We start from the raw sequence: 23,715 nt of genomic DNA on the forward strand, positions 1-23,715 counted from the left end.
AATCTCCTAAACTCGATCATTTTAGATCATCCAAAGCAATATTTAATTTCAACACATTAATATGAGGTCCGCCGAAAAGTCCAAATGAACGATTTTCCGTATTTTCTTCGACTAGATTATATAAACTTTGTTCAGATATATCCCTCTCTTTTGCGATACGTGGAACCTGAACAAGTGCTCCTCTTGGAGAAATATTTGGATCAAGACCTGACCCAGAGTTTGTCATCAAGTCAGAAGGTATTTCCTCTTTTTTAATAGAAGGATTCGCTTTTAGAAATTCAGACATTTCACTTTTGGTTCGCTTGATCATTTCTTCATTAGATGGTGAATAGTTTGGCGACCCTGAGCCTGCAGCGTCGTATTCTATAGAAGAAACCCGGCCATGAAAATAGCCAGCCTCTTCAAAAGATTGACCAATTAATTCTGACCCGATGATTTTCCCTTTTTCATTTTTAATTAAGCTGCCTTCAGCTTGTGCAGGCATCATCACTTGTGAAAGCCCTGTTATGAGTAACGGATAAGCCATACCACATATCATGAATAGCACAAAAACTACACGTATATTTTTCAACATCTATTCTCACCCTTATATTTGATTTTAAGCTACTTTAAACAGTTCAAGTATTAGGTCTATACATTTAATGCCAATGAAAGGAACGACCACGCCACCTAATCCATAAAGAAACAAATTCTTAGTCAATAATCTTGAAGCGCTCATTGGAACATATTTTACACCCTTCATGGCTAACGGGATCAGGAGCGGGATAATAATGGCATTGAATATCAATGCTGATAATATCGCACTTTGCGGTGTGGCTAATCCCATTATATTTAAGGCATTCATTTGCGGGATAGCCAGCATGAACATAGCTGGTATGATCGCAAAGTATTTAGCCACATCATTGGCAATGCTGAACGTTGTTAATGCTCCACGTGTCATGAGTAACTGTTTTCCAATCGCCACTACTTCAATGATTTTTGTAGGATCTGAATCCAGATCCACCATGTTTGCTGCTTCTTTGGCCGCATTTGTTCCTGTATTCATTGCTAGCCCCACATCTGCCTGTGCCAATGCAGGGGCATCGTTCGTGCCATCCCCGGTCATCGCGACAAGTTTGCCTTCCGCTTGTTCACGCTTAATTACGGCAATTTTATCTTCCGGCTTTGCCTCGGCAATGTAATCGTCTACCCCGGCTTCTTTCGCGATCGTCGCGGCCGTTAAAGGATTATCTCCGGTACACATGACGGTTTTGATGCCCATTTTCCTCAATTCATCAAATCGCTCTTTCATACCTGCTTTAACGGTATCTTTCAAATAAATGACACCTAGGATCCGATTTCCTTCTGCGACTACTAAGGGCGTTCCCCCTTGGCTTGCTACTTCATCACTAATGTCTTGCAAATCGCTGGGAATGTTTCCGCCTTCTTGCTTTATATAGTTCTTTATTGAATCGACGGCACCTTTTCTGACGATTCTTCCATCGGAAAAATCTGTCCCGCTCATCCTCGTTTCTGCCGTAAAGTCAATGCCTTCCGAGTCACTTTTTTCCAATTCTTTTTCAAGTAATCCTGATCTTTTGGCAAATTCGACAACAGAGCGGCCTTCCGGTGTCTCATCATGTAAGGATGAATAGGCTGCGAATGTAGTAAGTTCCTTCTGATTCACACCCTGTACTGGCAGCAAGGCATGAGCCATCCGGTTACCATGTGTGATCGTGCCTGTTTTATCGAGAATGATAGTATTGATGTCTCCTGCAGCTTCTACCGATTTGCCCGATTTGGCAATCACATTGAATTGTGTCACTCTGTCCATTCCAGCTATGCCTATCGCTGAAAGAAGACCACCTATGGTTGTTGGGATCAAACATACCAATAATGCCACCAAAGTTGCGATTGGCAATGTCACTTTAATATAGTAAGCAATAGGTACGAGTGTCACGCAAACAAGCAAAAAGATAAGCGTCAAACTCACAAGGAGTGTACTAAGTGCAATTTCATTCGGTGTTTTTTGCCGTTTAGCTCCTTCTACCAAATCAATCATTCGATCCAGGAATGACTCCCCCGGATCACTACTAACTTTTATTTTTATATAGTCACTCATTACTTTTGTTCCTCCAGTAACAGAACTGAAGTCTCCACCCGGTTCTTTTATGACATTCGCGGATTCACCAGTTATGGCCGATTCGTCAACAGCAGCCGCCCCTTCAATGACCTCTCCATCACTAGGAATTAAATCATTGGCCTCCACTAAAACCATGTCACCTTTTTGCAGTTCCGTGGCATCGACTATCTTTACAGATCCATCTTTTTGGATTAACTTTGCTTTTGAATCAAGCTTTGTCTTTTTCAGACTATCCGCTTGTGCTTTACCACGACCTTCCGCTAATGCTTCAGCAAAGTTGGCAAACAGGATGGTTAGGAGCAAAATGAAAGTCACTGCACTGGTATATCCCCTATCTGATATTCCACCAAATAAATCGGGAAATATAGTTAGAAAAAGGGTCAAGACAAATCCTATTTCCACTACAAACATGACTGGATTTCGTGCCATGGCTCTGGGATTCATTTTTTTGAAAGCATCTTTTATTGCTTCAAAAAGCATTTCATTATTTACTTTTCCATTACGCATCGTATTCATCTGTACTACTCCTTTTCATCGTTTATCTAATCGTTAACCATTCTGCGACAGGTCCTAGGGTAATCACTGGAAAGAAAGTCAAAGCTCCAATAATTAAAACCGTACATAAAAGAATGACAAGGAATGTAGGATTATCTGTTTTAAATGTACCCATCGTCTCTGGGACACGTTTTTTAGCAAGTAATGATCCAGCAACAGCAATCATGGCTATCATGGAAAAATAACGGCCAAACAACATGACCAAACCTGTGGAAATGTTCCAAAAAGGTGTATTATCCCCTAAGCCCTCGAAACCAGAACCGTTATTGGCTGCAGCTGAAGTAAACTCATATACAATTTGAGAGAGCCCATGGAAACCTGGATTTGAAATGGCCGATGTCCCCATCTGTGCCGTTAGTGCAATAGCAGATGGTACCAAAATGATTAACGGATGTAGAAGGATCGTCATGGCTATTAATTTCATTTCCGGCCCTTCAATTTTCTTACCTAAAAACTCTGGTGTACGCCCGACCATCAGTCCAGCAATGAATACAGCCAATATGGAATACATAAGAATGTTCATCGTGCCTACCCCATCACCGCCAAATACACAGTTCAGCATCATCATGGCCAGTGGCGCTATACTACCGAGCGGTGTCAGCGTATCATGCATATTATTAACTGAACCTGTAGTGGCAGCTGTAGTCACCGTTGTAAATAGGGCACTCTGAGCCATCCCAAATCGGACTTCTTTCCCCTCTAAGTTTCCACTCTCTTGTGAAAGGCCTATTGCCTCCAATCGGGGATTGCCATTTTGTTCACTAGCGTAATTCACACTTAGGAAAACAAGCATCATGAGTCCCATTGCTGAAAATAAGATCCATCCTTGTTTGTTATTTTTCGCCATATATCCGAATGTTAATGGAAGGGCAGCAGGAATGAGAAACATCGATAAAATCTCTAATACATTCGTAAATCCATTAGGGTTCTCAAATGGATGCGCCGAGTTGACACCGAAGAATCCACCGCCGTTTGTGCCAAGGTGCTTTATTGACTCCAATGCAGCCACAGGTCCTCTTGCAATATGTTGGGTGGCTCCCTCTAACGTAGTAGCCATTACCGTAGAACCAAGGGTCTGTGGTACCCCCTGGGATACCAGAACCAAACTGACAAAAATGGAGAGAGGCAGTAGCACCCGAGTGATCGAACGAATTAAATCTACATAAAAGTTCCCTAAACTCCTCTGACCGGTCAAACCCCTGAAAAAAGCGATGCATAAGGAAAGACCGGTTGCTGGTGTCGTGAACATCAAGAAGATGATGACAATCATTTGTGATAAATACGAAAGTCCGGATTCTCCGCTATAGTGCTGTAAATTGGTATTAGTAAGAAAACTTGCTGCCGTATTGAATGCCAATGACGGATCCATGTTGGCTATCCCACTTGGATTACCCGGTAAAACTCCCTGAAGCCGTACAATCATGTATGAGATGACAAACATGACTAAGTTACTTAGGAGTAATGCCTGTGCATATTGCTTCCAATTCATATCAAATGTCTTAATACCAGATATTTTAAAAATGCCTCGTTCTAACCACCCGAACATACGATCTTGCCTTGTGGTTTCAAAGGAATATACTGCCGCTAAATATTGGGCCAATGGTATGGCTAGGATCACTACCAAAAACAACACCACAATGATTTGTAAAAAATCCATTTACATTTCCTCCGTTATCGTTCTATTAATATTTCTCTGGGTATAATAAAGCGTGAATTAAATACACGGTAACCGCTGGGACAATAAGAATGAATAACATGTTCTACTCCTCTCCTTTTTTCGTTATAACTTTGTTACAAAAATGAATGAATCCATAGAAAAGTAAAAAGGGTGTACCCATTAGAAAGATAGTTATAGCATCCATCCGAACCTTCCTTTCACTTTTTTAAAAATCTTTACAATTTACCTCCTTCACGATTAGTGGAGAAATTGGTGCCAAAAGAACACAAAAAATAGACCAATGCTTACTCCTTCTCCAATAGTCCGCATTGCATGGCTATCCTAGTTTCAATAGTGAAAAAAATGATTCACAATCCAAACAAGAATATTTGCAAAAGCAAACAGTATTAGTGGAGAAAAAGTACTCATTGGTCTACTTATCGCCCAGCAAGCTTTTCAGCGCTCTTTGCGATCTGTCTTCCAAGAAACCTTTTCATGTAATTATAGGCATAATAAAAAAGACCTACTGAAATGACAGGTTGCTATTTTGCTACAAACACAACAAAAAAGCCTCCTGGATCAAGGTGGTCTTATGACCTCCTTCGCTTTAGCCGACGAAGTTAGCTGACGGGTAGGATGGCGAAAGAGTTCACATCCCTTCTGCAAAAGCAGAATTAACCCCATAAATAATGGGTCCTCCGTTCTCAATTACTTGAGATTTGGCCGATATCAAATTGTTATTGATGAGCATATTCTACGCTCATCAGCAAACCTTTGTAAACCCCATTAAAATTCCATATATTCGCAAATAGATTCATATTCGACCATATACTTCTGTTTTTCTATATAAAAGTATTATTTACTCATTAATCCTATATATTTCTAATATTTTAATATATATACAAACTTGCATTGACAAAAACTTGAATCCGGCATTATGATGAATCCCATATACGATCGATGAAAAAAATCGGAGGCATTATGTTAAACCAAAAAAAGAAAATTGAAGCCGAAATTAGTGCAGCATTCATTAAATTCCAGCGTGATTTAATTGGCAGAGGGCCACAAGAAGTTAAAACCTACATCATTAATGACATGCTGATCACTCGTTTTAAAGGAGTCTTGACTGTCGAAGAAAAACACCTCGTCAGTCAGGATTCTGGAAAGAAGCTTGTAAAAAAAATGCGCTCTCTTCTACGTGAAATGTACAGTCAGGATTATGAAAAAATTGTCGAGGATCTAACAGGTTGTAAAGTCCTTTCTTCACACAGTGACATTAGTACCAAAACGGGTGAACGAATCGAAGTTTTCATAGTTGATAAGGATTTGGAGAAATACCTAGAAAATCTAAAATGAGTGGGGTGATTTAGTTGACATTGACTCAATTGGAAGAGCAGAAACATGGACAAAATTTCTGCTCTTCATGCTTTTATTATGACATCTCTAATGTATTTCACGCCTTCACCTTATCGGAAACGTGACTATTGGTTTCTTTTTATACTCATGTAAAAAAAGCAATCCCTTAATCTTACCGATTAAGGGATTAACATCATTTATACCTAAAAATCACTTGGCTAATTTGTTTTTCATTCACGTATTAAAGCCACAATATTTAAGGTTTTCTAGTAAAACTATAATACACAGCGTTACCAAACAAACAATCCAACAATCATGGCACTAAGCATGGAGACTGCCATTCCACTAAGCAATAGCTTCCAAACATTTCTTCCAATGATATTCGATTTCTCCTCGTCTAGAATCGAATTGAACGTTCCGTAAATCATGCCGACTGTACTAAAGTTTGCAAATGAGGTCAGGTACGTAACGGCCACAGCTACTGTATGCGGGGCCAAACCGCTAATCTGTGTTTTCAAATCGAGCAAGGCTACAAATTCATTCGTTGCCAGTTTGATTCCCATTAATTGAGCAACATACATCGTATCTTCCCAATTTAATCCAAACAAGAAAGCGAATGGACTAAAGATGACAGAGAAGATTTTTTGGATTGTTAATCCATCTACCGCAAGCCCTAAAATACCGTTAAGACTAGCCGTTAATGCGACATAGCCGATTACCATGGCCATAATGACGATCACCATCTTGACTCCAACTAGCATACTGTTTGAAATGGTTGAAAAGAAGTCTTTACGTTCCTCTTTTGTAGGAATATATACGACATCTTCCTCTTTACTGACAGTAACAGGATTTAACATATTGGCTATAAGCAAGGCATTTAAACAATTCAATGGAATAGCGACGAATACAAATTCAGCCGGAACCATGGATAAATACGCACCTATAATCGAACCGCTTATACTGCTCATACTCATAATTCCAAAGGTCAGCAAACGCTGATCCTTTAAAGAACTTAATTGCATCCTGATAACAGCGAGAGCCTCCGTATTTCCAAGAAACATCATCTGAATAGAAAAGAAGCTCTCCAGTTTCGGTAAACCGGACACTTTCGAAATGAGCCAACCGACTTTATCTATTATCCAGGTCAGTATGCCGAAATACGATAGAATATCAAAAAACGTAATAATGAAAATGATCGGCATCAACGCACTGAAAAAGAAATCCACTTGTTCGTTTGCCATAACAGAAGGAAAAACGAAAGAGATTCCTTCATTAGCACATGCAATCAACCAGGTGAAGAAAGTAGCAATCTGTTTAATGACCCATGTTCCGATGGTGGTCGACAACATGAACCATGTAATAATCAATTCAATGCCAAGCAACGTAAGAATGATTTTCCACTTCACGTTTTTTCTATTAGGTGAGCACAAGTATACGATACCCATGACAACCAATACCCCTAGAATATTCAATAAGAAATACATACGGCACCCTCTTCCTTTATCTTTTACTGTTGAATGCATACATAAAAAAGCCCTTATTTTTCATGCTTTCGGCCACTGGACAGAAAGCATGAAAAATAAGAGCCTCTTCAAAAAAACAAAGTAATAGTGGGACCTTCTGCAAGAATCACAAAGTGACTTACAAAATGCTACCTATAACTGTTTCATCTCTTTTATTCATGCTTCCCTGTAGTCCGGCTTTTTATGGCAGCCAGGTAGAAACTATCAGACCTTATCACTGATATTATACAAGGATATTTATATGATGATGATTCGTAGTAATGGGTATTATTCTAAATGAAAGTATTAACTATTACAATATGCTTTAAAATAGTCGGAATCATTCTACTACTATACTCTTTTCAGACAATTTATGGCGAAGTATATCGTTTAAAATATATAAGGCCATCTTGTATATTGTGTTACATTTTACCTTTTCAAAATTGCAATGTAGCAATCAATCCATTTAAGGGTACCTTTAACAAAAATAAATCATTGACTTGCAATATATATATTTTCTAAATTATTGAAACCTTATAGGTAATAGGGTTCACCCTTCACTTGCTCACATCAACATTCCGACACTTCGTAACATCCCTGTAATATAAGCAATGATAATTTAATGTTTAAATCAGAATTTTTTTCTATTTTTAATATTTTATTGGGTTAATTGCCTTATAATATTATTGCGCTATAAAAATAGTGCAATAATATTATAGAATATCAGGAGGAATCTTCCTTTTTATGAATAGTTCAAAAAAATCTTTCATTATCGCGGGTTCTATCATAGGTACCCTATTTGCCAGCAATTCAGCTTATGCTAGTACATACCATGTAAAATCAGGTGATAGTCTATATAAAATTGCTAAAGCAAATCATACAACCGTTCAAAAATTAAAATCGCAAAATAAACTTTCTAATAACCTTATCTTCCCTGGACAAGTGTTAAAGATAAATGAATCCACGGTGAAAAGTACAACTTCAACAAAGAAACATGTGGTTAAACTTGGGGATACGTTAAGTGGAATTGCTAAAAAATATAATCTTTCGCTAAATGCATTATTGAAGTTGAACCCTACCATTTCCAATTCGGACCGAATTCGTATTGGACAATCCATCATTGTTTCTGGAAAAGCTACTTCAACTAGTGCTACTGCTGCAAAAAGCAGTTCAACCAGTACATATAAGGTTAAGTCAGGAGACAGTCTCTCCAAAATTGCAAGCAAAAATAAAACGACCGTCAAAGCTATACTTTCATTAAATCCTAGCATCAAAAATGCTAATACTTTACGTATTGGACAGTCCATAAAACTTTCTGGAAAAGCCACTACATCTAGTGCAACCAGTACAGCAAACAAATCGGGCAGTACATATAAAGTTAAGTCTGGGGACAGTCTCTCCAAAATTGCAAGTAAAAATAAAACGACCGTCAAAGCTATACTTTCATTAAATCCTAGCATCAAAAATGCTAATACTTTACGTATTGGACAGACTATTAAACTTTCTGGAAAGGCAACTACAGCTGCTACAAAGACTGTGTCTTCTGCCTCTTCTGAAGTGGACCGCGTTTTAAACGCCGCTAAAAAATACTTAGGGGCCAAGTATCAATATGCTGCAAGCACATCGCGCACTGATGCCTTTGATTGCTCATCATTTACCATGAAAGCATTCCAAGCAGCAGGGATCTCCTTGCCTCGCACATCAACTGGGCAAGCTCAAATGGGAGTACCTGTTTCTTCATATTCATTGAAAAAGGGTGATTTGGTGTTTTATGATACTAATCATGATGGAGTGATTAATCACGTAGGAATTTATGCGGGGAATAATCAAATGATTAATGCTTCAACTTCCAAAGGTGTATCGTATGCAAACATCAACGGTTCATACTGGAAACCTCTTTTCGTAAAAGCCGTTCGAATTCTTAACTAATGATTTGAATGCCATTAAGCGCATTACAGAAAACCAACTAGAGTAAGCATCAAACACTGTAACTGTTTGATGTTTACTCTTTTTTTACTTCAGATTAGTATATCCCCGCTCTATACATTACATTAGAATGGGTTTCCCAGGATGAGTTCTTTCACCCCGCATACATACTTCGTCATTTGACACGTTATCGTTACATTTCTAAAATAATTAAGGTATGATAAGTTACATAGAATATGTCCAAAGAGTAAGCAAACCAGCTCTTTCATTTAAATCGCATATCGTAGCAAGTAGGAGGAAAGACGTTGAATAGTTTTATTGTCATGCAAGGTACTACTTATCAAGAAGAAAAACATTTAGGGATCATCTGGTCCCCTCAAATCGATAAATCCGGTTTAGTACCTCACTCATCTAAACTGATGCAAGAAGTTAAAAGTGGCGATCGGATTTTCCATTACGTAAAGGGATCGATTGTCGCGATAAGTATTGTAAAGAAGGGATGTCAAGAAGATAATAAACCTCAAAAAATTCGAAATCATACTAGATGGACAGATAATGGTTATCTAGTTGAAACCGAGTATCGTGAATTGGAGGTCCCCCTGAATATACGTGAATACTTTGACGGTATTGCTCCATATCTTCCTATTAAATATTCAGCATTCCAGGAGGATGCAACCGGCAATTCAGGATACCTATATCCTTGTAATGAAGAACTTACACTAAAACTTTTAGAATATATGAGTATGCTTAACATCTTCAATTCGGACGAAGATCAATTAGAACTCTCTGTCGATGAAGTCATTGCTAAAGAGCGGAATCCGCTACAAGCACTTCTTGCTGAAACAGAATCGGAAGCCAAAATGAACATTCGCTGTGGCCAAAAAAAATTCAGAAAATCGGTTATGCCTCTTTGGAATCATAAATGCCCGCTATGCGGAATAGAAATGGATGCCCTACTAAAGAGTAGTCACTCTAAACCATGGAAGGACAGTACCGATGATGAGCGCCTTAACCCGTATAATGGATTATTATTATGCTTCAATCATGATGCCTTGTATGAAAAAGGCCTTATCTCCTTTGACGGTCAAGGCAGACTACATATTTCTAATCAGATTCCCGAAGAAAAATATGATACGTACCAGCTAAGAAAGGGCATAAAAATCCCCCTTCATCCTGATAATAAACCATACTTTAAATGGCATAAGAAAAATGTATTCGTTGATTGAATAAACTATTATAACTTAACCATAGGAAAAGCCCTGTAAAATAAGACACTCTTATTTTACAGGGCTTTTTTTAATGATATTCTACCGAGATGTATGGAACAATAAGACGTTTAAGTCATTCATCCTCCTTAGTCCGTTTGTTCCTTCTTTTTCATATCTGCTTCATTTCTCTATCCTATCTTAGAAACACTTACATTAGGCTAACTATTACTACTGCCACCATAGATTGGGACTTACCTATATTTAGATTGCACCCAAGCCAAGCCGCACAAAAAAGCCCAGCCATTCCTTGAAATGGTTGAGCTTTTCTTATGAATCCATATCGACCCTAATATTTGTTTTACTTATCAATAAACACCAACATCACTTTCGGTCGTTTTGTAAATGTCTTCGATTTTCTTCCCTCTAGCTCGTGACAAAATTTCCATTCTGACTTTTAGCTGTTTCATAGCAAAATTCACGAATTCGTCGGGCTCATTATTGAACGCTTCCAGGTCAGGTTCTTGAAAGCCTTCATCTATAATCTTGAATGCCAAAGGAGTAAGCTCCTCCATTCGTTTCATGACGACATCATCATATATATGTGGATGTTCGCAAATCAATCGTTGCAACAGAAATGTTCCATACCCTATATGGCGAGATTCGTCTCTTTTCAAGTTACCGACTCCCTCAAGTAAACCAGGCATTAATTTCGATGTTTCCAAAGACTTATAGAATGAAAAATAACCAGTTTCAGCAAGAACCCCTTCGACAAACATGTTATATACAGTGGCTGCATCGGCAATGGCCTCTGGTGACTGATCTGTAATCAGACGCTCCATGGCAGTAGGTAATATAACATGGAAAACTTGCTTGTACGTGTCAGTTAACAAAGGGTTCAGTTCACCTTTTTCACCTATAGCATCCAAAACCGTCCTGAAGAATTCTGTATGCTTCGCTTCTTCAAATAGGAAAGTGGTCAGATACATCTCCTCTTCAATCCGTCCATCTTTTGCTATTGCCATGATGAGCGGTAATAAATCGAGGGTAACGGCTTCTTCTCCGGCCTGAAATTGCGAAAGTAGTCGAAGGATGCTATTTTTTTGTCCTATCGATAAAATCCCCCAGTCCTCAGCATCCTTTGTATAATCAATGGTAGCGGGATTCCATGTTCCCACCTTTTTTGCTTTTTGATATAAGCGATATGGAAATGAATCTATCATTAAGCCTCTTGAAGTTGCGGTAATGGTTTTTCTCATCATTGAAAACCCCTCTCAAGATTGGAAATCATCCTTTTTTAGAATCTGTTAAATCCGTCACATTTACCATTTTTCTTAAATGGGTCTTTAAAATCTTTCCTACTCCATTTCGTGGCAAACTATCTAAAAATATGATTCTCTTTGGCGTTTTATGTTTGGCAAGGTTGTCCTGACAATAAAGAATCAATTCTTCTTCCAATACGCACGAGGACGGGTCTTTCACAACACAGGCAACTAATTCCTCACCCATTCTCTCGTCTGGTACACCAACAACCGCAACTTCTGAAATGCCTGAATGCTTACTAAGGATTTCTTCCAAATCTCTAGAATAAATATTAAATCCTCCCCGAATGATAAGATCTTTTTTTCTATCGACAATGTATAGATATCCTTCATCATCCAAGCGTCCTAGATCTCCGGTATATAACCAGCCTTCCTTTACAGTACGATCGGTTTCTTCATCATTCCGGAAATAGCCAGGTGTCACATTATCTCCACGGACAAGTAATTCACCGATTTCTCCTCTTGGAACATCTTCGTTCTTTTCATTCACAATCTTTATTGTTACCCCTGGTATCGGAATCCCCACGGATCCTGGTTTAATCGGGCGATCTTTAGTATGTGCCGTTACGATGGGAGCCGCTTCTGATAATCCGTATCCTTCATATACCTTAGCGCCAAATTTTTGTTCAAATGTATTCAGTAATGCTATAGGTAATGGTGCAGATCCAGAACTTACTGATTCCAAACTGCTTGTGTCATAGTTACCGGCTGTGGGGAAAGCTACCAAAGCATGAATCATTGCAGGGACTACAGAAAACGCTCTTACTTTATGGGCTTCAATCGCTGCCAATACTTCTTTCGGTTCGAAGCGCGGGAATACTACAATGGAGCTTCCCACTATGTAGCATGTATGAGAAATGGTAAGCCCAAACACATGTGCAAGCGGAAGAATTCCAAGTGTCGTTCCACGTTCTACATTAGAGTGTTTTACTGAGTTTTCTGCATTGGAACATAGATTTCTATGAGTTAACTTGACTCCTTTTGGATTCCCGGTTGTCCCTGACGTGTAAAGGATGACAGCCGTATCCTCAGGCATCACTTCAATCAACTTCGCATCATAATCAGGTGATGGGGACAGATAATCATAGAAATTCTGGGCTTGTTCGGTAGTAGGTGCATCAACTACAAGTATCGATGGCCGCTTATCCATTAACTCAATCGCCTGTCCAATATTATCAAGAAGTAAAGAAGAGGTAATAATCAACTTGGCTCCGCAATTATCGGCAATAAAGGCGATTTCCTTTGGATGTAAAGTATACATGACAGGTACAATCACCGCTCCCGCCCTTGTGATTCCCTGATAGGCAAATAACACTTCCGGGGAATTCGGCATAATGACGATTACCCGTTCTCCGTTATCAACTCCATGATTTCGCAATCCATTGGCGAGTTGATTAGCATAGTTCATGGTTTCTACATTTGTATACTGTTTGCCTCCGGAGAATATAAAAGGATACTCACCGAACTCTCGAACGTTCTTATCAAGTAATTCTGAAAGCTTCATACCTGCACCCCCTGCAATGATATTGAGACCAAGCGATTCTCGGTGCTTTTTCATTCTAGATGTACTGTATAGCCCAGTCAGTCAAGATAACCATGAAGTCAGAAAAAAAGAATTTAACCTTCTCCCTATGCTATGGCAGCAATTTGTGACAAATGCCCTCGATATCACTTTATTCGGTAAAATCTCTTTTACTATAGAAATCATCCATAGTCTTTAATTGGTTGGGATAACGCTCATAATTTCTCACACTTAAAATTTTCAAAAAAGGAAGCGTTTACATTATGTTGCGACTAGAATAGCACGTTTCCGAATCATGCCCACATTTGAACATTCATGATTTTTCCCTATGAATCTTTTTCTTTTATCTAAACTAACCATAAAATAAAAGGTATATTTTTACAATAGGTAAAATCATTTATAATTTGGTTTTTAGATGAAATAGGGTAAACGAGGTGGATAAAGCAGGTTTGACCATAACGCCTTTATACCTACATTAACTAGTCCCCTAACGCAAAAGTAAAAGGCAGAAATGTTGTTAAACCACATTTTTGCCTTTCACTTTTGCAACTTTCGATGCACCTTTTCGATTAATTAAATAGATGCTAAGTAGGATGAGGACCATGCCTTCAAGGAGGGATATAGTAAATGGTTCACCTAAGAATATGGTTCCTATCCCTACAGCGATTAAAGGAACAAGAAATGTAAAAGATCCGACTTTGCTTGCTTCGCCAGAACTCATTAACTTGAAATACACTGCGGTAGCTAATGCCATACTAAAGATTGATCCGAAAATCAAACAGGATATGTACGTTACATTCCACTCAATATTGGATACATTTTCTACTGCCAAACCACTTCCTGTCAGAAACAAACCACCAATGATGCTTTGCATCGCCACCAGCCAAAGTCCATGCACTTGTGTACTGGTCTTCTTTACATAGACCACACCGAATGCCCATCCAGTTGCAGTAATAAGTGCTAGTATAATACCAACATAAGAGATTTTACCGGAAATTCCATCCAGACATACAAGCACCACCCCAGTAAAACCAATCATTAACCCCATGATTTTAATAGCGGATAATGATTCTTTCAACCATTTCCAAGCTATTAACACGACTAAAACGGGCTGAAGATAAACGATGACCGAAAACAACCCCGAAGGTAAATATTGAAGGCCAATCGTTTGGACACCATTGAATATGATTGTATTGAAAAATGCAACGATTACATAGATGTACCAATTTTTCTTCCACTGAATCTTCTTCCATTGGGGAAGAAGAGTTAAGGCTAATAACAGTCCGCCTAATAATGTACGCATTCCTGCATAAAGCAGTGGTGGTGAATAATCGAGTGCCACTTTATAGACCGGCCAACATAGTCCCCATATGATTACAACGAAAGCGATGCTTATCGCTGTTACTGGTCGAGAGAGTGATTTCATTCTCTATTCCCCCTACTGAAGGTCTTGGCTACATGAAACTATGAAGTTTTAAATCCCAATTTCCAAGAAATATGTTTAGCTACATTCGTTACTTTTTCAATTAATTCTGGTAAACGATCTTCTTTAAATCGTGCTTCGATACCCGCTACACTAATACCGGCGACAATTTGATTATCCCCATTAAGTATGGGTGCACTAACGGATTTTGTATAATTTTCAAGTTCAGAAGAAGTGATCGTATACCCGTTTTTCTTCGCTTCATCCAAAGCCTGACGAAGGATTGTTTTATCATTGATCGTTCCTATCGCCATTGACTTTAATTCTACCTTTTCTATATACGCTTCCCGCTCTTCTTCAGGTAAATAGGCAAGGATGATTCTAGAATCCCCTGCATAAAGTGGTGAGCGCCTACCAATGGAGGTATAAAGGCGTACAGGCTGCTTCGTATCAACTTTTTCTATATACATCGCTTCGTCTGCATCCCTGATAATGAGATTCACAGCCTCTTCAACGTCATCCCGAAGTTCTTTCATAATGGGGTAGGCGATTTTCCTAATATCTAAACGTTCACTTACTAGTTGACCAAGCTGTAAGAAAATAAGGCCTAATGAATAATAGCCATCATCATCTTTTGTTAAAAATGCCATTTCTTCTAATGACACAACCATACGATGCAATGAAGTTTTCGGTAGGTTGGAATACTCCATCATTTCATTAAATGACAGTTTGGGATGATTCAGGAAAAGGGTAAGAATTTGCATGGATTTGACTACCGTTTTATTATGAGCTTGCATACAATGTCCCCATTCTTATTTTAAGTATCCATTATTTATTGGAAGAGCTTTGTTCACCTCTCCTATATTTCATTATAAGTTATGGAAAAAAATAAGTAGAGCCCCATTCCCGAAAGAATGTCTTAAGTAAGGCGTTTATGGAAATTGAACCCTACCTATTTTAATGCTTCATTTAAACCCCTTCAGGGCTAATGCAATCGAAGTCTTCAATTCTTTTAGAAGTTGTTCCTTTTTAAGATATGACTGTTCCGCATCTCTTAAAGTAACCTTAGCAAATTGGATGGAATCCCCTGGTTTGACTTGTCCGATAAATGGGATATCAGCCGTAATGACTTGAGCAATTTTAGGGTATCCCCCGGTTGTTTGGCTATCCGCTAATAAGATGATAGGATTGCCATCCGGTGGAACTTGAATCGAACCATTTGTTACCGCCTCTGACAACAGCTCCCGCTTTTCTTTTAATTCAAGCGAAGGCCCTGAAATTCGATACCCCATCCTGTCAGACTGGTTGGATACTTTAAATGACTCTTGTTCGAATTGAACTTTACTGGACTCCGTAAAAAATCCGTATTGGCTTCCATTTGTAACTCGGATAACCGGCTTATTTTCGGGCATAAAATCCTTTGCGTTAACAAACCATTTGACTGTTGAGAATACGTTTACCCCGTACTTCGCATGATGAGGAGAAGCTTCATTAAAATCTAGCACATCATCCACTTGTAAGGCCCTTCCCTTATATCCGCCCATTCCTGCCCTTAAATATGTACTTTTACTATTCATGATGGAGGGAATGGAGTATCCACCCGCAACAGACAAATATGCGCGACAGCCTGATCGACATCCCGAGAATGCAAGAACCGCTCCTTTTTTCACAAAAATAGGTCTCCACATCGGCACGGCTTCTCCATTAATGGTCGGTGATAAATTGCCACCCGTTATTGCAATTAAACAATCTTTTTCTATTATAAGAGTCGGTCCCAATAAGGTGATTTCCAGGGCGGCCTCTCCTTCTTCATTGCCAACCAACATATTGGCAATGCGAAGAGAGTAAGGATCCATAGCTCCGCTTACGATCACTCCGTGCTGCTGAAACCCTTTTCTTCCAAGGTCCTGGATGCTTGTTAACAATCCTGGTTTCATGACACGCATACTCATTTCAACTCCTCCTTACGAGCAATTTCTTTATACTCCACAGAAGAAATGGGAATGAATTTCACCTTATCTCCTGCTTGTATTAAGCTCGGCGGTGATTCATTAGGTAGAAATAATGTAGATGGTGATTGGCCAATTAATTGCCATCCTCCAGGTGTTGAGATGGGATATACACCCGTTTGCATTCCTGCAATTCCAACTGCACCTTTTGGTATGTTCATCCTAGGTGACCGCCTTCTAGGCGTTGCGATTTTTTCAGAAAGCCCACCCAAAAATGGAAAACCAGGTGCAAAACCAATCATATAGGCTAAGTATTCTCCACTGGAATGGATATGAATGACTTCATCTGTGGTTAAATGATTGAAGCGAGCAACATGCTCCAGATCCGGTCCGAATTCCCCCCCATAACAAACAGGCAGACTAATCGTTCGTTGGTCCAGGGCTTTATCCTTCTTCACCCGCTTTAATTTTGCTTCGATGAATGTTTGAACGACTGCATATGGGGAAATGCTTGCCTCTTTACTTTTTTGCTTTTGTTCGTTATAAATCATCAACGCATCATAATAGACCGTCAAGTTTGTAAAAGCCGGTACACATTCTATGAAACCTATAAATGGTTCTTCTTCAAGCATGTCCTTGAATATTTTTATTTTTTTATGAACGTTACCCTTCATTTCATTTCCAAATGTAATCACGATTGCGGAATCGCCTAATGGAGATAGTACAACATTTGTATTACTTGAAAGCTTTTCCGGCATAGAACTCATCTCTTTCCTTTTATTATAAAACACCCAACTTTTCATCCCGGATATCTGTTATGAACATATGTCCTGGTGCATGCGTAATCATAATGGCTGGTTTTGTTTCCATCGCGATGGATTGAGGCGTCACGCCACATGCCCAGAAAACCGGAACTTCCCCTTCATGAATGGTTACCACATCGCCAAAATCCGGTTGATCAATAGAGGCGATGCCAATCGCCCCTGGGTTTCCAATATGGATTGGTCCACCATGTACGGCAGGAAAACGTGAGGTAACCTGAGCAGCTCGAACTACATCCTTTTGAGGAATCGGACGCATACTTACTACCATTTCCCCATGGAAAATCCCTGCTTCTATACAAGGAATGTTCGTTTTATACATAGGAACATTGCAGTCTTCCTCAATATGACGAATCGAAATATCATTGTTCAACAAAGCATGTTCGAAAGTGAAGCTGCAACCGATTAGGAATCCCACCATATCATCTTCCCAATAATCCGAAATATCCGTCACTTCTTCTACCCATTCACCGTATTTATAAATGCGATATTTAGAGATATCTGTCCGGATATCTCCTGCTTGAGCAGCGAACTTAGGAACAGGAGAACCTATTTCAGTTACATCCAGTAATGGACAAGACTTAGGGTTACGTTGACAAAATAACAAAAAATCGAATGCATGCTCCTTTTTTAAGATAGCTAGGTTTGCTTGGGCATAACCATTTGCCATCCCAGCAGTCGGTTTGGTCCATTCATTATTACGGATCATGGAGCGTAACTCAGCAGGGCTCGCTTTGGAAAAATCAATCATATTAGACATCTCCTATTTAATTGGATTTTCTCTTTTATTGAATGCTATTAAAATAGTGATGGTAGTTGGGTAATTAATGTATACCCACCCATTAATGCCATAACAACTACAACGAACACACCGGAAATCGTTAGCCACAATGGATGTTTATAGTCACCTACAATATTCTTCCTATAAGCGGCGATTAATAGTGTTCCAAGAGCTATCGGTAAAATGAGGCCGTTAATTGCCCCTACCACAAGGAGTACTTTAACCGGTTTACCTATTAATAAAAAGCAAATGGTGGAAAGAAGGATAAAGCCAATAATAATCCAATTCGCTTTTTTCTCTATCCTTTGGCTGAATGTTCTGATAAATGAAACAGAGGTATAAGCAGCACCTACTACTGATGTTATGGCAGCTCCCCACATAACAACACCAAAAATTTTATAGCCAGCATTTCCAGCGGCAAGTTGAAATACGGATGCTGCGGGGTTTTCAGAATCAATTTGTAAACCTTTTGAAACAACACCCAAGACAGCTAGAAATAAAGCAATTCTCATAACGGTGGTAATTAAAATGCCTACTACGGAACTTTTCGTAACTTCTGGAAGGGCACCGACACCTTTGACTCCCGCATCTAATAGACGATGTCCACCTGCAAATGTAATATAACCACCCACAGATCCCCCAACTAACGTAACGATTGCAATAATATCTATCTTATCGGGAGCAAATGTCTTCACTACCGCTTCCCCTACTGGAGGAGAGGTTGTCCATGCTACGTAAACCATCAAACAGATCATTACAAAGCCAGCAATCTGTGTAAATCGGTCCATGGCTTTTCCTGCTTCTTTCACCACAAAAATTAAAACAGCAATGACTGCGCTAATGGCTGCTCCAGTTGTTGGAGACATCCCTGTCATCGCGTTTAAACCAAGTCCAGCTCCAGCGATATTCCCTATATTAAATGCAAGACCTCCCAGAACGATGAGAGCCGCTAAAACGTAACCTAGCCCAGGTAGAACCATGTTAGCAATCTCTTGTCCTCTTTTTTCAGATACAGCAATAATTCGCCATACATTAGTTTGAGCAAAAATATCGAGAATAACAGAAATAAGAATCACGAATCCAAAACTTGCTGCCAGACTTTGAGTATAAACCGTTGTTTGCATTAAAAATCCTGGTCCAATAGCTGAAGTTGCCATAAGAAATGCTGCACCCAACAATAAAGTCTTATTGGTCTTTGGCTTATTTGGAATTTTATGTACCGATGTATTTTTGATTGGCTCCAATAGAATCTACCTCCTAGATGTTTGTTATTAAGCGAACGAACTAACAGTAATTTCAGACAACTTCAACGATTTTTTAACATGACTCGCAAAACTTAAGGCGTGAGTTCCATCTCCATGTATACAAATCGTATCTGCCTTTATTGCTACTTCCGTTCCTTGCTGGGACAAGACCTTTCCTTCCTTAACCATTTTAATCACTTGAGCTACAGCTTCATCGTCGCTTTCAATTAATGCATTCTTTTCCCTTCGAGATGTCAATGAGCCATCATCTTGATACGTACGATCGGCAAACACTTCACTAGCAGTCTGTAAACCAATAGATTGACCAGCGCGAATCAATTCACTTCCCGACAAACCGAATAATATAAGTTCGGGATTAATTTTATATACGGCTTCTGCAATGGCAAGTGACAGATTTTTGTTTTGAGCCGCCATATTATAGAGTGCCCCGTGTGGTTTGACATGTTGCATCCGGCCTCCTTCGGATTGTAAGAAACCATTCAATGCACCTATTTGATACACCACAATATCATAAGCTTCTTGGGGGGAAATATTAATATTCCGTCGCCCAAATCCCATTAAATCTTGTAAACCAGGATGGGCACCAATTTTCACATCTTTTTCTAAAGCTAGCTGAACTGTTTTTCTCATAACTGATGGGTCACCAGCGTGAAAGCCGCACGCAACATTCACTGAAGTAACGTAATTTAAAATTTCTTCATCATTTCCCATTCGATAGGCCCCAAAGCTTTCTCCTAAATCACAATTCAAATCAACTGTATGCATGATTATTTCCTCCATTTCAACGATAATTCCATTACGCTTCTCATAGATTGATAGTTTGTAAGCCAATTAATACAATTCCGAAATTCGGAATGTCAGTTTCACATTTCGGAATTTTCTAAATTGTATCATTTGTTTTTCAATTACACAATATACTTGTTAGATTACCTAACATTATGAAATGTTGAGATATGGAAAACATCACCCATTTTAATAGGTAGTTTTTCCTGAACGTTTAAATCCTGAATGACCCCGTACTCTTAAATGTTTCATGGTAGGAGCTGCCCGTTACTTCTTCACCCTTCTGACTTTAAGCCCATCTATACCCTTGAATAATTCCATAGTACTAATTAAAAAATCACCCAAAATAAACTATTGAAAAAATCCCAGTGTAACATCTCTAAAAAGTAAACAGGAAGTCAAGGGCAAGAGCAACACATAGAGCGCCATCAGATAATGGGAAGCAAGCTTTCCAGCTAGATATGAAACAACTGAAAGGGTCTTAATAAAACTTCTATATACATAAAAAAAGAACATGTCTGGAACCAAACTGTTCCAGACATGTTCTTTATCATTCTATTTATTTTCTATATAACCTTACCGTGCTCAGAAAATGAAGAGATTCATCTCCTGTCATCCTCGCGTACATTTTTTTGCAAAAGGTCACGGATATCCTTTAAATATTGTTCAGTTGCTGGTGCTTCCACCACTACCTCTTCTTGCTCTTTTTTTCTAAAAATGGAATTTGCCAACTTCATAAATATGAAAATAGCAAACGCAATAATCAAGAAATCAATCACGGCTTGAATAAACGATCCATATTGAATGACCGCACTTCCCACCGGTATGGACAGTGAAGAAAGATTGATTCCCCCTAGTAAAATCCCAACAATCGGCATGATAATATTTTCAACTAGTGACGAAACGATTTTTCCAAATGCCGCCCCCATCACTACTGCAATAGCCAGATCAAGTACGTTGCCTTTAGCAATAAACTCCCTAAATTCCTTAATCATAATACCTACACCTTTCAATCTATAAGTGCTACAAGTTTATCAGATTTACACGAAGAAATGAACAAGTCTAGAAGCATCAATAGAAAAAAGGCATAAGCTTAAGCACGTAAAACAATCCTGCATTCCTTTTTCATTAATCATTTCATACTAAAATCAGAAATTTTCTTGCTCTTTACCCTTTTTCGAATATCGAAAAGGACAACTATAAAAAATCCTGTGAGCACTACACCCGTGAGCATAAACCCTCCAGCGATACCAATCCGTAAAAAACCAAGAACCGATGAACCGACAACCACACCGATAGAGAAAAATGCATAAAAATATCCATAAGCCTGTCCACGTGTTTCAGGCGTCGTGGATTGTATCAAGAGTGTATTAATAGACGGGAATAAACTTGAGAATCCAATCCCGTATAGAATCATTACAAGATATAATGTCAACGTCGTCGTCATTTGCCCAATCAGCATTTGGCTAATGGCTAAAACAGCCACACCAATAAGCATTGTATACACAGGATCTACCCGGTTAAACACTCGATTTGTCGGTAAAATAAATAGGAAAACCGCTACAATTCCAAACATGCTCATTAGTGTACCGGACATCTGGGAACTATAGCCAAGTGCTTCTACATGCAAAGGCAGCAAATAAGCCAATGCCCCTTGGGAAAACATCAAAAAGAACGCACCCATAAATGCTTTTTGTACATCCCGGTTCCACTTGAATGAGACATGCGACGCTTCTCTCTCTTGCTTCTTGACGTGTACTTGACGTAATAAAAAAGAGCAAACAAGTAATAAGACACCGAGTGCGCCTATTACGGTGAAGACATTCGGAACGGATGTTTTACTCGCCATTATTCCACTGAAAGCTGGTCCTATAATGGCAGCAATCCCCACGAATGATCCAGTTACCGCACTCTTACTCCCCTGTTTATCATGCGCAGTTGTATTCGCTAGGAGCGTAAATGCAGCGGGTACAATTAGGCCACCAAAAAAGCCGTGTAGAGATCGAACGATAAGCAAAGTCAGAGGGTCATCAACGAAATGATAAGAAAATAATGATGCACTCGTAGCGGCCAGTCCAAATAACATCATCGAGAGTGGACCAATTTTATCCGTTAATATTCCCGATGCGATATTGCCAAATGAGTTCGTAAAAGAATATAAACCGACCACAATGCCTGCAATAAATGCACTCGCCCCTACTGACTTCGCAAATGTACTCATGACCGGAAGCTGAGCAAATAAGTCTATAAATGAAAAGAATATAATGCTATAGATAATCCATGACATTCGGAAAGGCTTAACAGGGTAGCGATCTTTCACTTTTTTTAAATAAACGTCAAAGATAAAATTCCCAAATGGAATAAAAGCGACAAATACAGCGGCAAGTGACCAACTAATCGACCACTGGATGCGAATAGCTGCATATAGAATGCTTCCAATATACAAGAGGAAAATACCCCCGTGTATACTACCATTAATCGTCACTGCAAGCGGTAAATCAGCAAAATATTTTAGTGGCATAGCAATAAGTAATAACGTCAGTAATGAAATACCATCCAAGATTCCTGCTATGCGTAAATAATCTATAGGTGAACGACGCATTTTAGCTCTCCTTATCATTAAAGTAGTTTCTTTTCTTAATTTATACAGGTATACAGTAATTTTACTATAATCATATCTTAATTAGATTAATATTTGAATAAGAGTGCTTATAGGTTCTATAAAGATACATTTAAAACGAAACTACGTATTATTATATTATTAAAATGAAAGGAATCGGTTAATACTTCAAATCACACTATATGGATAGATACTATCGTTCCTTATATATAATCATACACTGTAGAACTGAACATTGTTATTTATTTCAAAACTACATAAAATATGTAACGTAGATAAGTTATCAAATTTTATGGAGGATATGCATGAATGTAGAACTTACAAGATTTAGAGTGAAGGAAGGAAAATCAGAACAAGTAGATGAATGGTTAACGTTTCTTAATGAAAATATGAATGATGTGCTGATAACGCTTGAAGGTGAAAAGATGTATGTAGAAACGATATTTAGAGAGATTCTAAATGGTGAGGAATATCTATATTGGTACTCTGTCCAAGGTGATAATGGTCTCGAAGTGAACGATTCAGATCACTGGATAGATAAAAAACATGTAGAGTATTGGAAAGAATGTATCGATGAAACATTTAGGCCGGTCGATTTAAAAACCGAAGTAGTGATGATCCCTACTAATATAAGGGAAATGATGAAATGACCTCAATTTTTTGAGGTCTTTTTTGTATTTCACACCCCCTATTTTATTGGAAGCAGTAAAACTATCAAACCTTGCCTATCACCGCTTGAAAACATAATTTTAGGTTTATGAATTTTAAATTTAAATTTCCATATGATACATCATTTAAGATTAATTGGTACCTAAACCCATTTTCACTATCCTATCCAGTTACAAGTAATTATAACGTTTACTCTTCATTATACAGGGAAAAAACCTAATATAAATGAAGAAAAGG

General features: G+C 38.6%; 20 protein-coding genes and 2 riboswitches. Of the genes, 4 read left to right on the forward strand and 16 right to left on the reverse strand.

Translation table 11 applies throughout. From position 1 onward, the window contains the following. Window positions 1-16: 16 nt before the first annotated feature. Genes kdpC through ACIQXR_RS13595 form a run of 4 tightly spaced genes read right to left on the reverse strand, consistent with a single transcriptional unit; the run spans window position 17 to window position 4,434 of the window. A complete protein-coding gene (gene kdpC, locus ACIQXR_RS13580; RefSeq protein ID WP_402872496.1) occupies window positions 17-574 on the reverse strand; it encodes a potassium-transporting ATPase subunit KdpC in 558 nt (185 codons plus the stop codon). Between the two features lie 24 nt (window positions 575-598). Continuing rightward, the gene (gene kdpB, locus ACIQXR_RS13585; protein ID WP_402872493.1) at window positions 599-2,638 is read right to left on the reverse strand and encodes a potassium-transporting ATPase subunit KdpB; all 2,040 of its coding nucleotides are present in this window, start codon (window positions 2,636-2,638) and stop codon (window positions 599-601) included. A gap of 22 nt (window positions 2,639-2,660) precedes the next feature. Then, window positions 2,661-4,334 carry a potassium-transporting ATPase subunit KdpA gene (gene kdpA / locus ACIQXR_RS13590; RefSeq protein WP_402872490.1) on the reverse strand — a complete coding sequence of 558 codons (1,674 nt, stop codon included), beginning with the start codon at window positions 4,332-4,334 and terminating at the stop codon, window positions 2,661-2,663. Between the two features lie 25 nt (window positions 4,335-4,359). Next, window positions 4,360-4,434, reverse strand: coding sequence for a potassium-transporting ATPase subunit F (locus tag ACIQXR_RS13595; protein WP_402873169.1), 75 nt, complete (start codon window positions 4,432-4,434; stop codon window positions 4,360-4,362). Between the two features lie 494 nt (window positions 4,435-4,928). Next, window positions 4,929-5,069: riboswitch (cyclic di-AMP (ydaO/yuaA leader) on the reverse strand. Between the two features lie 246 nt (window positions 5,070-5,315). On the opposite strand from ACIQXR_RS13595, the gene ACIQXR_RS13600 reads away from it, so the two are divergent. After that, window positions 5,316-5,690 carry a Na-translocating system protein MpsC family protein gene (locus ACIQXR_RS13600; protein ID WP_402872487.1) on the forward strand — a complete coding sequence of 125 codons (375 nt, stop codon included), beginning with the start codon at window positions 5,316-5,318 and terminating at the stop codon, window positions 5,688-5,690. A gap of 290 nt (window positions 5,691-5,980) precedes the next feature. Here the strand turns inward: ACIQXR_RS13600 and ACIQXR_RS13605 are convergent, their stop codons facing one another. After that, complete coding sequence (locus tag ACIQXR_RS13605) at window positions 5,981-7,174, reverse strand: NupC/NupG family nucleoside CNT transporter (protein WP_402872485.1); 1,194 nt, start codon at window positions 7,172-7,174, stop codon at window positions 5,981-5,983. Between the two features lie 188 nt (window positions 7,175-7,362). Continuing rightward, window positions 7,363-7,464: riboswitch (purine riboswitch) on the reverse strand. A gap of 472 nt (window positions 7,465-7,936) precedes the next feature. Between ACIQXR_RS13605 and ACIQXR_RS13610 the strand changes: the two genes are divergently transcribed. Together ACIQXR_RS13610 and ACIQXR_RS13615 are read left to right on the forward strand one after the other, a co-directional pair. Then, complete coding sequence (locus ACIQXR_RS13610; RefSeq protein WP_402872482.1) at window positions 7,937-9,121, forward strand: C40 family peptidase; 1,185 nt, start codon at window positions 7,937-7,939, stop codon at window positions 9,119-9,121. Window positions 9,122-9,423: 302 nt separating this feature from the next. Further along, entirely contained in the window at window positions 9,424-10,344 is a 921-nt protein-coding gene (locus tag ACIQXR_RS13615) for an HNH endonuclease (RefSeq protein ID WP_402872479.1), read from the forward strand. 347 nt (window positions 10,345-10,691) lie between these two features. Here ACIQXR_RS13615 and ACIQXR_RS13620 read toward each other — a convergent pair whose 3' ends face one another. From ACIQXR_RS13620 to ACIQXR_RS13670, 11 genes are all read right to left on the reverse strand, one after another. Further along, entirely contained in the window at window positions 10,692-11,582 is an 891-nt protein-coding gene (locus ACIQXR_RS13620) for a R2-like ligand-binding oxidase (protein ID WP_402872476.1), read from the reverse strand. 28 nt (window positions 11,583-11,610) lie between these two features. Further along, window positions 11,611-13,149 (reverse strand): class I adenylate-forming enzyme family protein, encoded by a 1,539-nt coding sequence (locus ACIQXR_RS13625; RefSeq protein WP_402872473.1) that lies wholly within the window; start codon window positions 13,147-13,149, stop codon window positions 11,611-11,613. Window positions 13,150-13,684: 535 nt separating this feature from the next. Then, window positions 13,685-14,593, reverse strand: a complete 909-nt coding sequence (locus tag ACIQXR_RS13630; protein ID WP_402872471.1) for a DMT family transporter — start codon at window positions 14,591-14,593, stop codon at window positions 13,685-13,687. Between the two features lie 38 nt (window positions 14,594-14,631). Next, on the reverse strand, window positions 14,632-15,387 hold the full coding sequence (locus tag ACIQXR_RS13635) for an IclR family transcriptional regulator (protein WP_402872468.1): 756 nt from the start codon (window positions 15,385-15,387) through the stop codon (window positions 14,632-14,634). 168 nt (window positions 15,388-15,555) lie between these two features. Then, window positions 15,556-16,542: a 5-oxoprolinase subunit C family protein gene (locus ACIQXR_RS13640; RefSeq protein WP_402872465.1), complete on the reverse strand. Its 987-nt coding sequence runs from the start codon at window positions 16,540-16,542 to the stop codon at window positions 15,556-15,558. After that, window positions 16,539-17,297, reverse strand: a complete 759-nt coding sequence (pxpB, locus tag ACIQXR_RS13645; RefSeq protein ID WP_402872462.1) for a 5-oxoprolinase subunit PxpB — start codon at window positions 17,295-17,297, stop codon at window positions 16,539-16,541. The genes ACIQXR_RS13640 and pxpB overlap by 4 nt, the downstream gene beginning before the upstream one ends. A 22-nt stretch (window positions 17,298-17,319) precedes the next feature. Further along, entirely contained in the window at window positions 17,320-18,111 is a 792-nt protein-coding gene (locus tag ACIQXR_RS13650) for a putative hydro-lyase (protein ID WP_402872459.1), read from the reverse strand. A gap of 47 nt (window positions 18,112-18,158) precedes the next feature. Then, on the reverse strand, window positions 18,159-19,298 hold the full coding sequence (locus tag ACIQXR_RS13655; RefSeq protein WP_402873167.1) for an NRAMP family divalent metal transporter: 1,140 nt from the start codon (window positions 19,296-19,298) through the stop codon (window positions 18,159-18,161). Window positions 19,299-19,412: 114 nt separating this feature from the next. Next, window positions 19,413-20,171, reverse strand: coding sequence for a 5-oxoprolinase subunit PxpA (gene pxpA, locus ACIQXR_RS13660; RefSeq protein WP_402873165.1), 759 nt, complete (start codon window positions 20,169-20,171; stop codon window positions 19,413-19,415). 620 nt (window positions 20,172-20,791) lie between these two features. Further along, window positions 20,792-21,184 (reverse strand): large conductance mechanosensitive channel protein MscL, encoded by a 393-nt coding sequence (mscL, locus tag ACIQXR_RS13665; protein ID WP_402872456.1) that lies wholly within the window; start codon window positions 21,182-21,184, stop codon window positions 20,792-20,794. Window positions 21,185-21,321: 137 nt separating this feature from the next. Next, on the reverse strand, window positions 21,322-22,791 hold the full coding sequence (locus tag ACIQXR_RS13670) for an MFS transporter (RefSeq protein WP_402872453.1): 1,470 nt from the start codon (window positions 22,789-22,791) through the stop codon (window positions 21,322-21,324). A gap of 323 nt (window positions 22,792-23,114) precedes the next feature. Between ACIQXR_RS13670 and ACIQXR_RS13675 the strand changes: the two genes are divergently transcribed. Next, window positions 23,115-23,459 carry a DUF6176 family protein gene (locus tag ACIQXR_RS13675; RefSeq protein WP_402872450.1) on the forward strand — a complete coding sequence of 115 codons (345 nt, stop codon included), beginning with the start codon at window positions 23,115-23,117 and terminating at the stop codon, window positions 23,457-23,459. The last annotated feature ends 256 nt before the right edge of the window (window positions 23,460-23,715 follow it).

It is taken from the genome of Peribacillus sp. NPDC097224, assembly GCF_044761985.1.
Lineage (GTDB): Bacteria > Bacillota > Bacilli > Bacillales > DSM-1321 > Peribacillus.

Excerpts from the sequence above, each read along its gene's own strand:
- ACIQXR_RS13600 (WP_402872487.1), top strand. The coding sequence starts at position 5,316 with ATGTTAAACCAAAAAAAGAAAATTGAAGCCGAAATTAGTGCAGCATTC.
- ACIQXR_RS13640 (WP_402872465.1), bottom strand. The coding sequence starts at position 16,542 with ATGAGTATGCGTGTCATGAAACCAGGATTGTTAACAAGCATCCAGGAC.
- ACIQXR_RS13655 (WP_402873167.1), bottom strand. The coding sequence starts at position 19,298 with ATGGCAACTTCAGCTATTGGACCAGGATTTTTAATGCAAACAACGGTT.
- pxpA (WP_402873165.1), bottom strand. The coding sequence starts at position 20,171 with ATGCATACAGTTGATTTGAATTGTGATTTAGGAGAAAGCTTTGGGGCC.
- ACIQXR_RS13610 (WP_402872482.1), top strand. The coding sequence starts at position 7,937 with ATGAATAGTTCAAAAAAATCTTTCATTATCGCGGGTTCTATCATAGGT.
- ACIQXR_RS13630 (WP_402872471.1), bottom strand. The coding sequence starts at position 14,593 with ATGAAATCACTCTCTCGACCAGTAACAGCGATAAGCATCGCTTTCGTT.
- mscL (WP_402872456.1), bottom strand. The coding sequence starts at position 21,184 with ATGATTAAGGAATTTAGGGAGTTTATTGCTAAAGGCAACGTACTTGAT.
- kdpB (WP_402872493.1), bottom strand. The coding sequence starts at position 2,638 with ATGAATACGATGCGTAATGGAAAAGTAAATAATGAAATGCTTTTTGAA.
- ACIQXR_RS13625 (WP_402872473.1), bottom strand. The coding sequence starts at position 13,149 with ATGAAGCTTTCAGAATTACTTGATAAGAACGTTCGAGAGTTCGGTGAG.
- ACIQXR_RS13675 (WP_402872450.1), top strand. The coding sequence starts at position 23,115 with ATGAATGTAGAACTTACAAGATTTAGAGTGAAGGAAGGAAAATCAGAA.
- ACIQXR_RS13605 (WP_402872485.1), bottom strand. The coding sequence starts at position 7,174 with ATGTATTTCTTATTGAATATTCTAGGGGTATTGGTTGTCATGGGTATC.
- ACIQXR_RS13635 (WP_402872468.1), bottom strand. The coding sequence starts at position 15,387 with ATGCAAGCTCATAATAAAACGGTAGTCAAATCCATGCAAATTCTTACC.
- pxpB (WP_402872462.1), bottom strand. The coding sequence starts at position 17,297 with ATGCCGGAAAAGCTTTCAAGTAATACAAATGTTGTACTATCTCCATTA.
- kdpC (WP_402872496.1), bottom strand. The coding sequence starts at position 574 with ATGTTGAAAAATATACGTGTAGTTTTTGTGCTATTCATGATATGTGGT.
- kdpA (WP_402872490.1), bottom strand. The coding sequence starts at position 4,334 with ATGGATTTTTTACAAATCATTGTGGTGTTGTTTTTGGTAGTGATCCTA.
- ACIQXR_RS13650 (WP_402872459.1), bottom strand. The coding sequence starts at position 18,111 with ATGATTGATTTTTCCAAAGCGAGCCCTGCTGAGTTACGCTCCATGATC.
- ACIQXR_RS13620 (WP_402872476.1), bottom strand. The coding sequence starts at position 11,582 with ATGAGAAAAACCATTACCGCAACTTCAAGAGGCTTAATGATAGATTCA.
- ACIQXR_RS13670 (WP_402872453.1), bottom strand. The coding sequence starts at position 22,791 with ATGCGTCGTTCACCTATAGATTATTTACGCATAGCAGGAATCTTGGAT.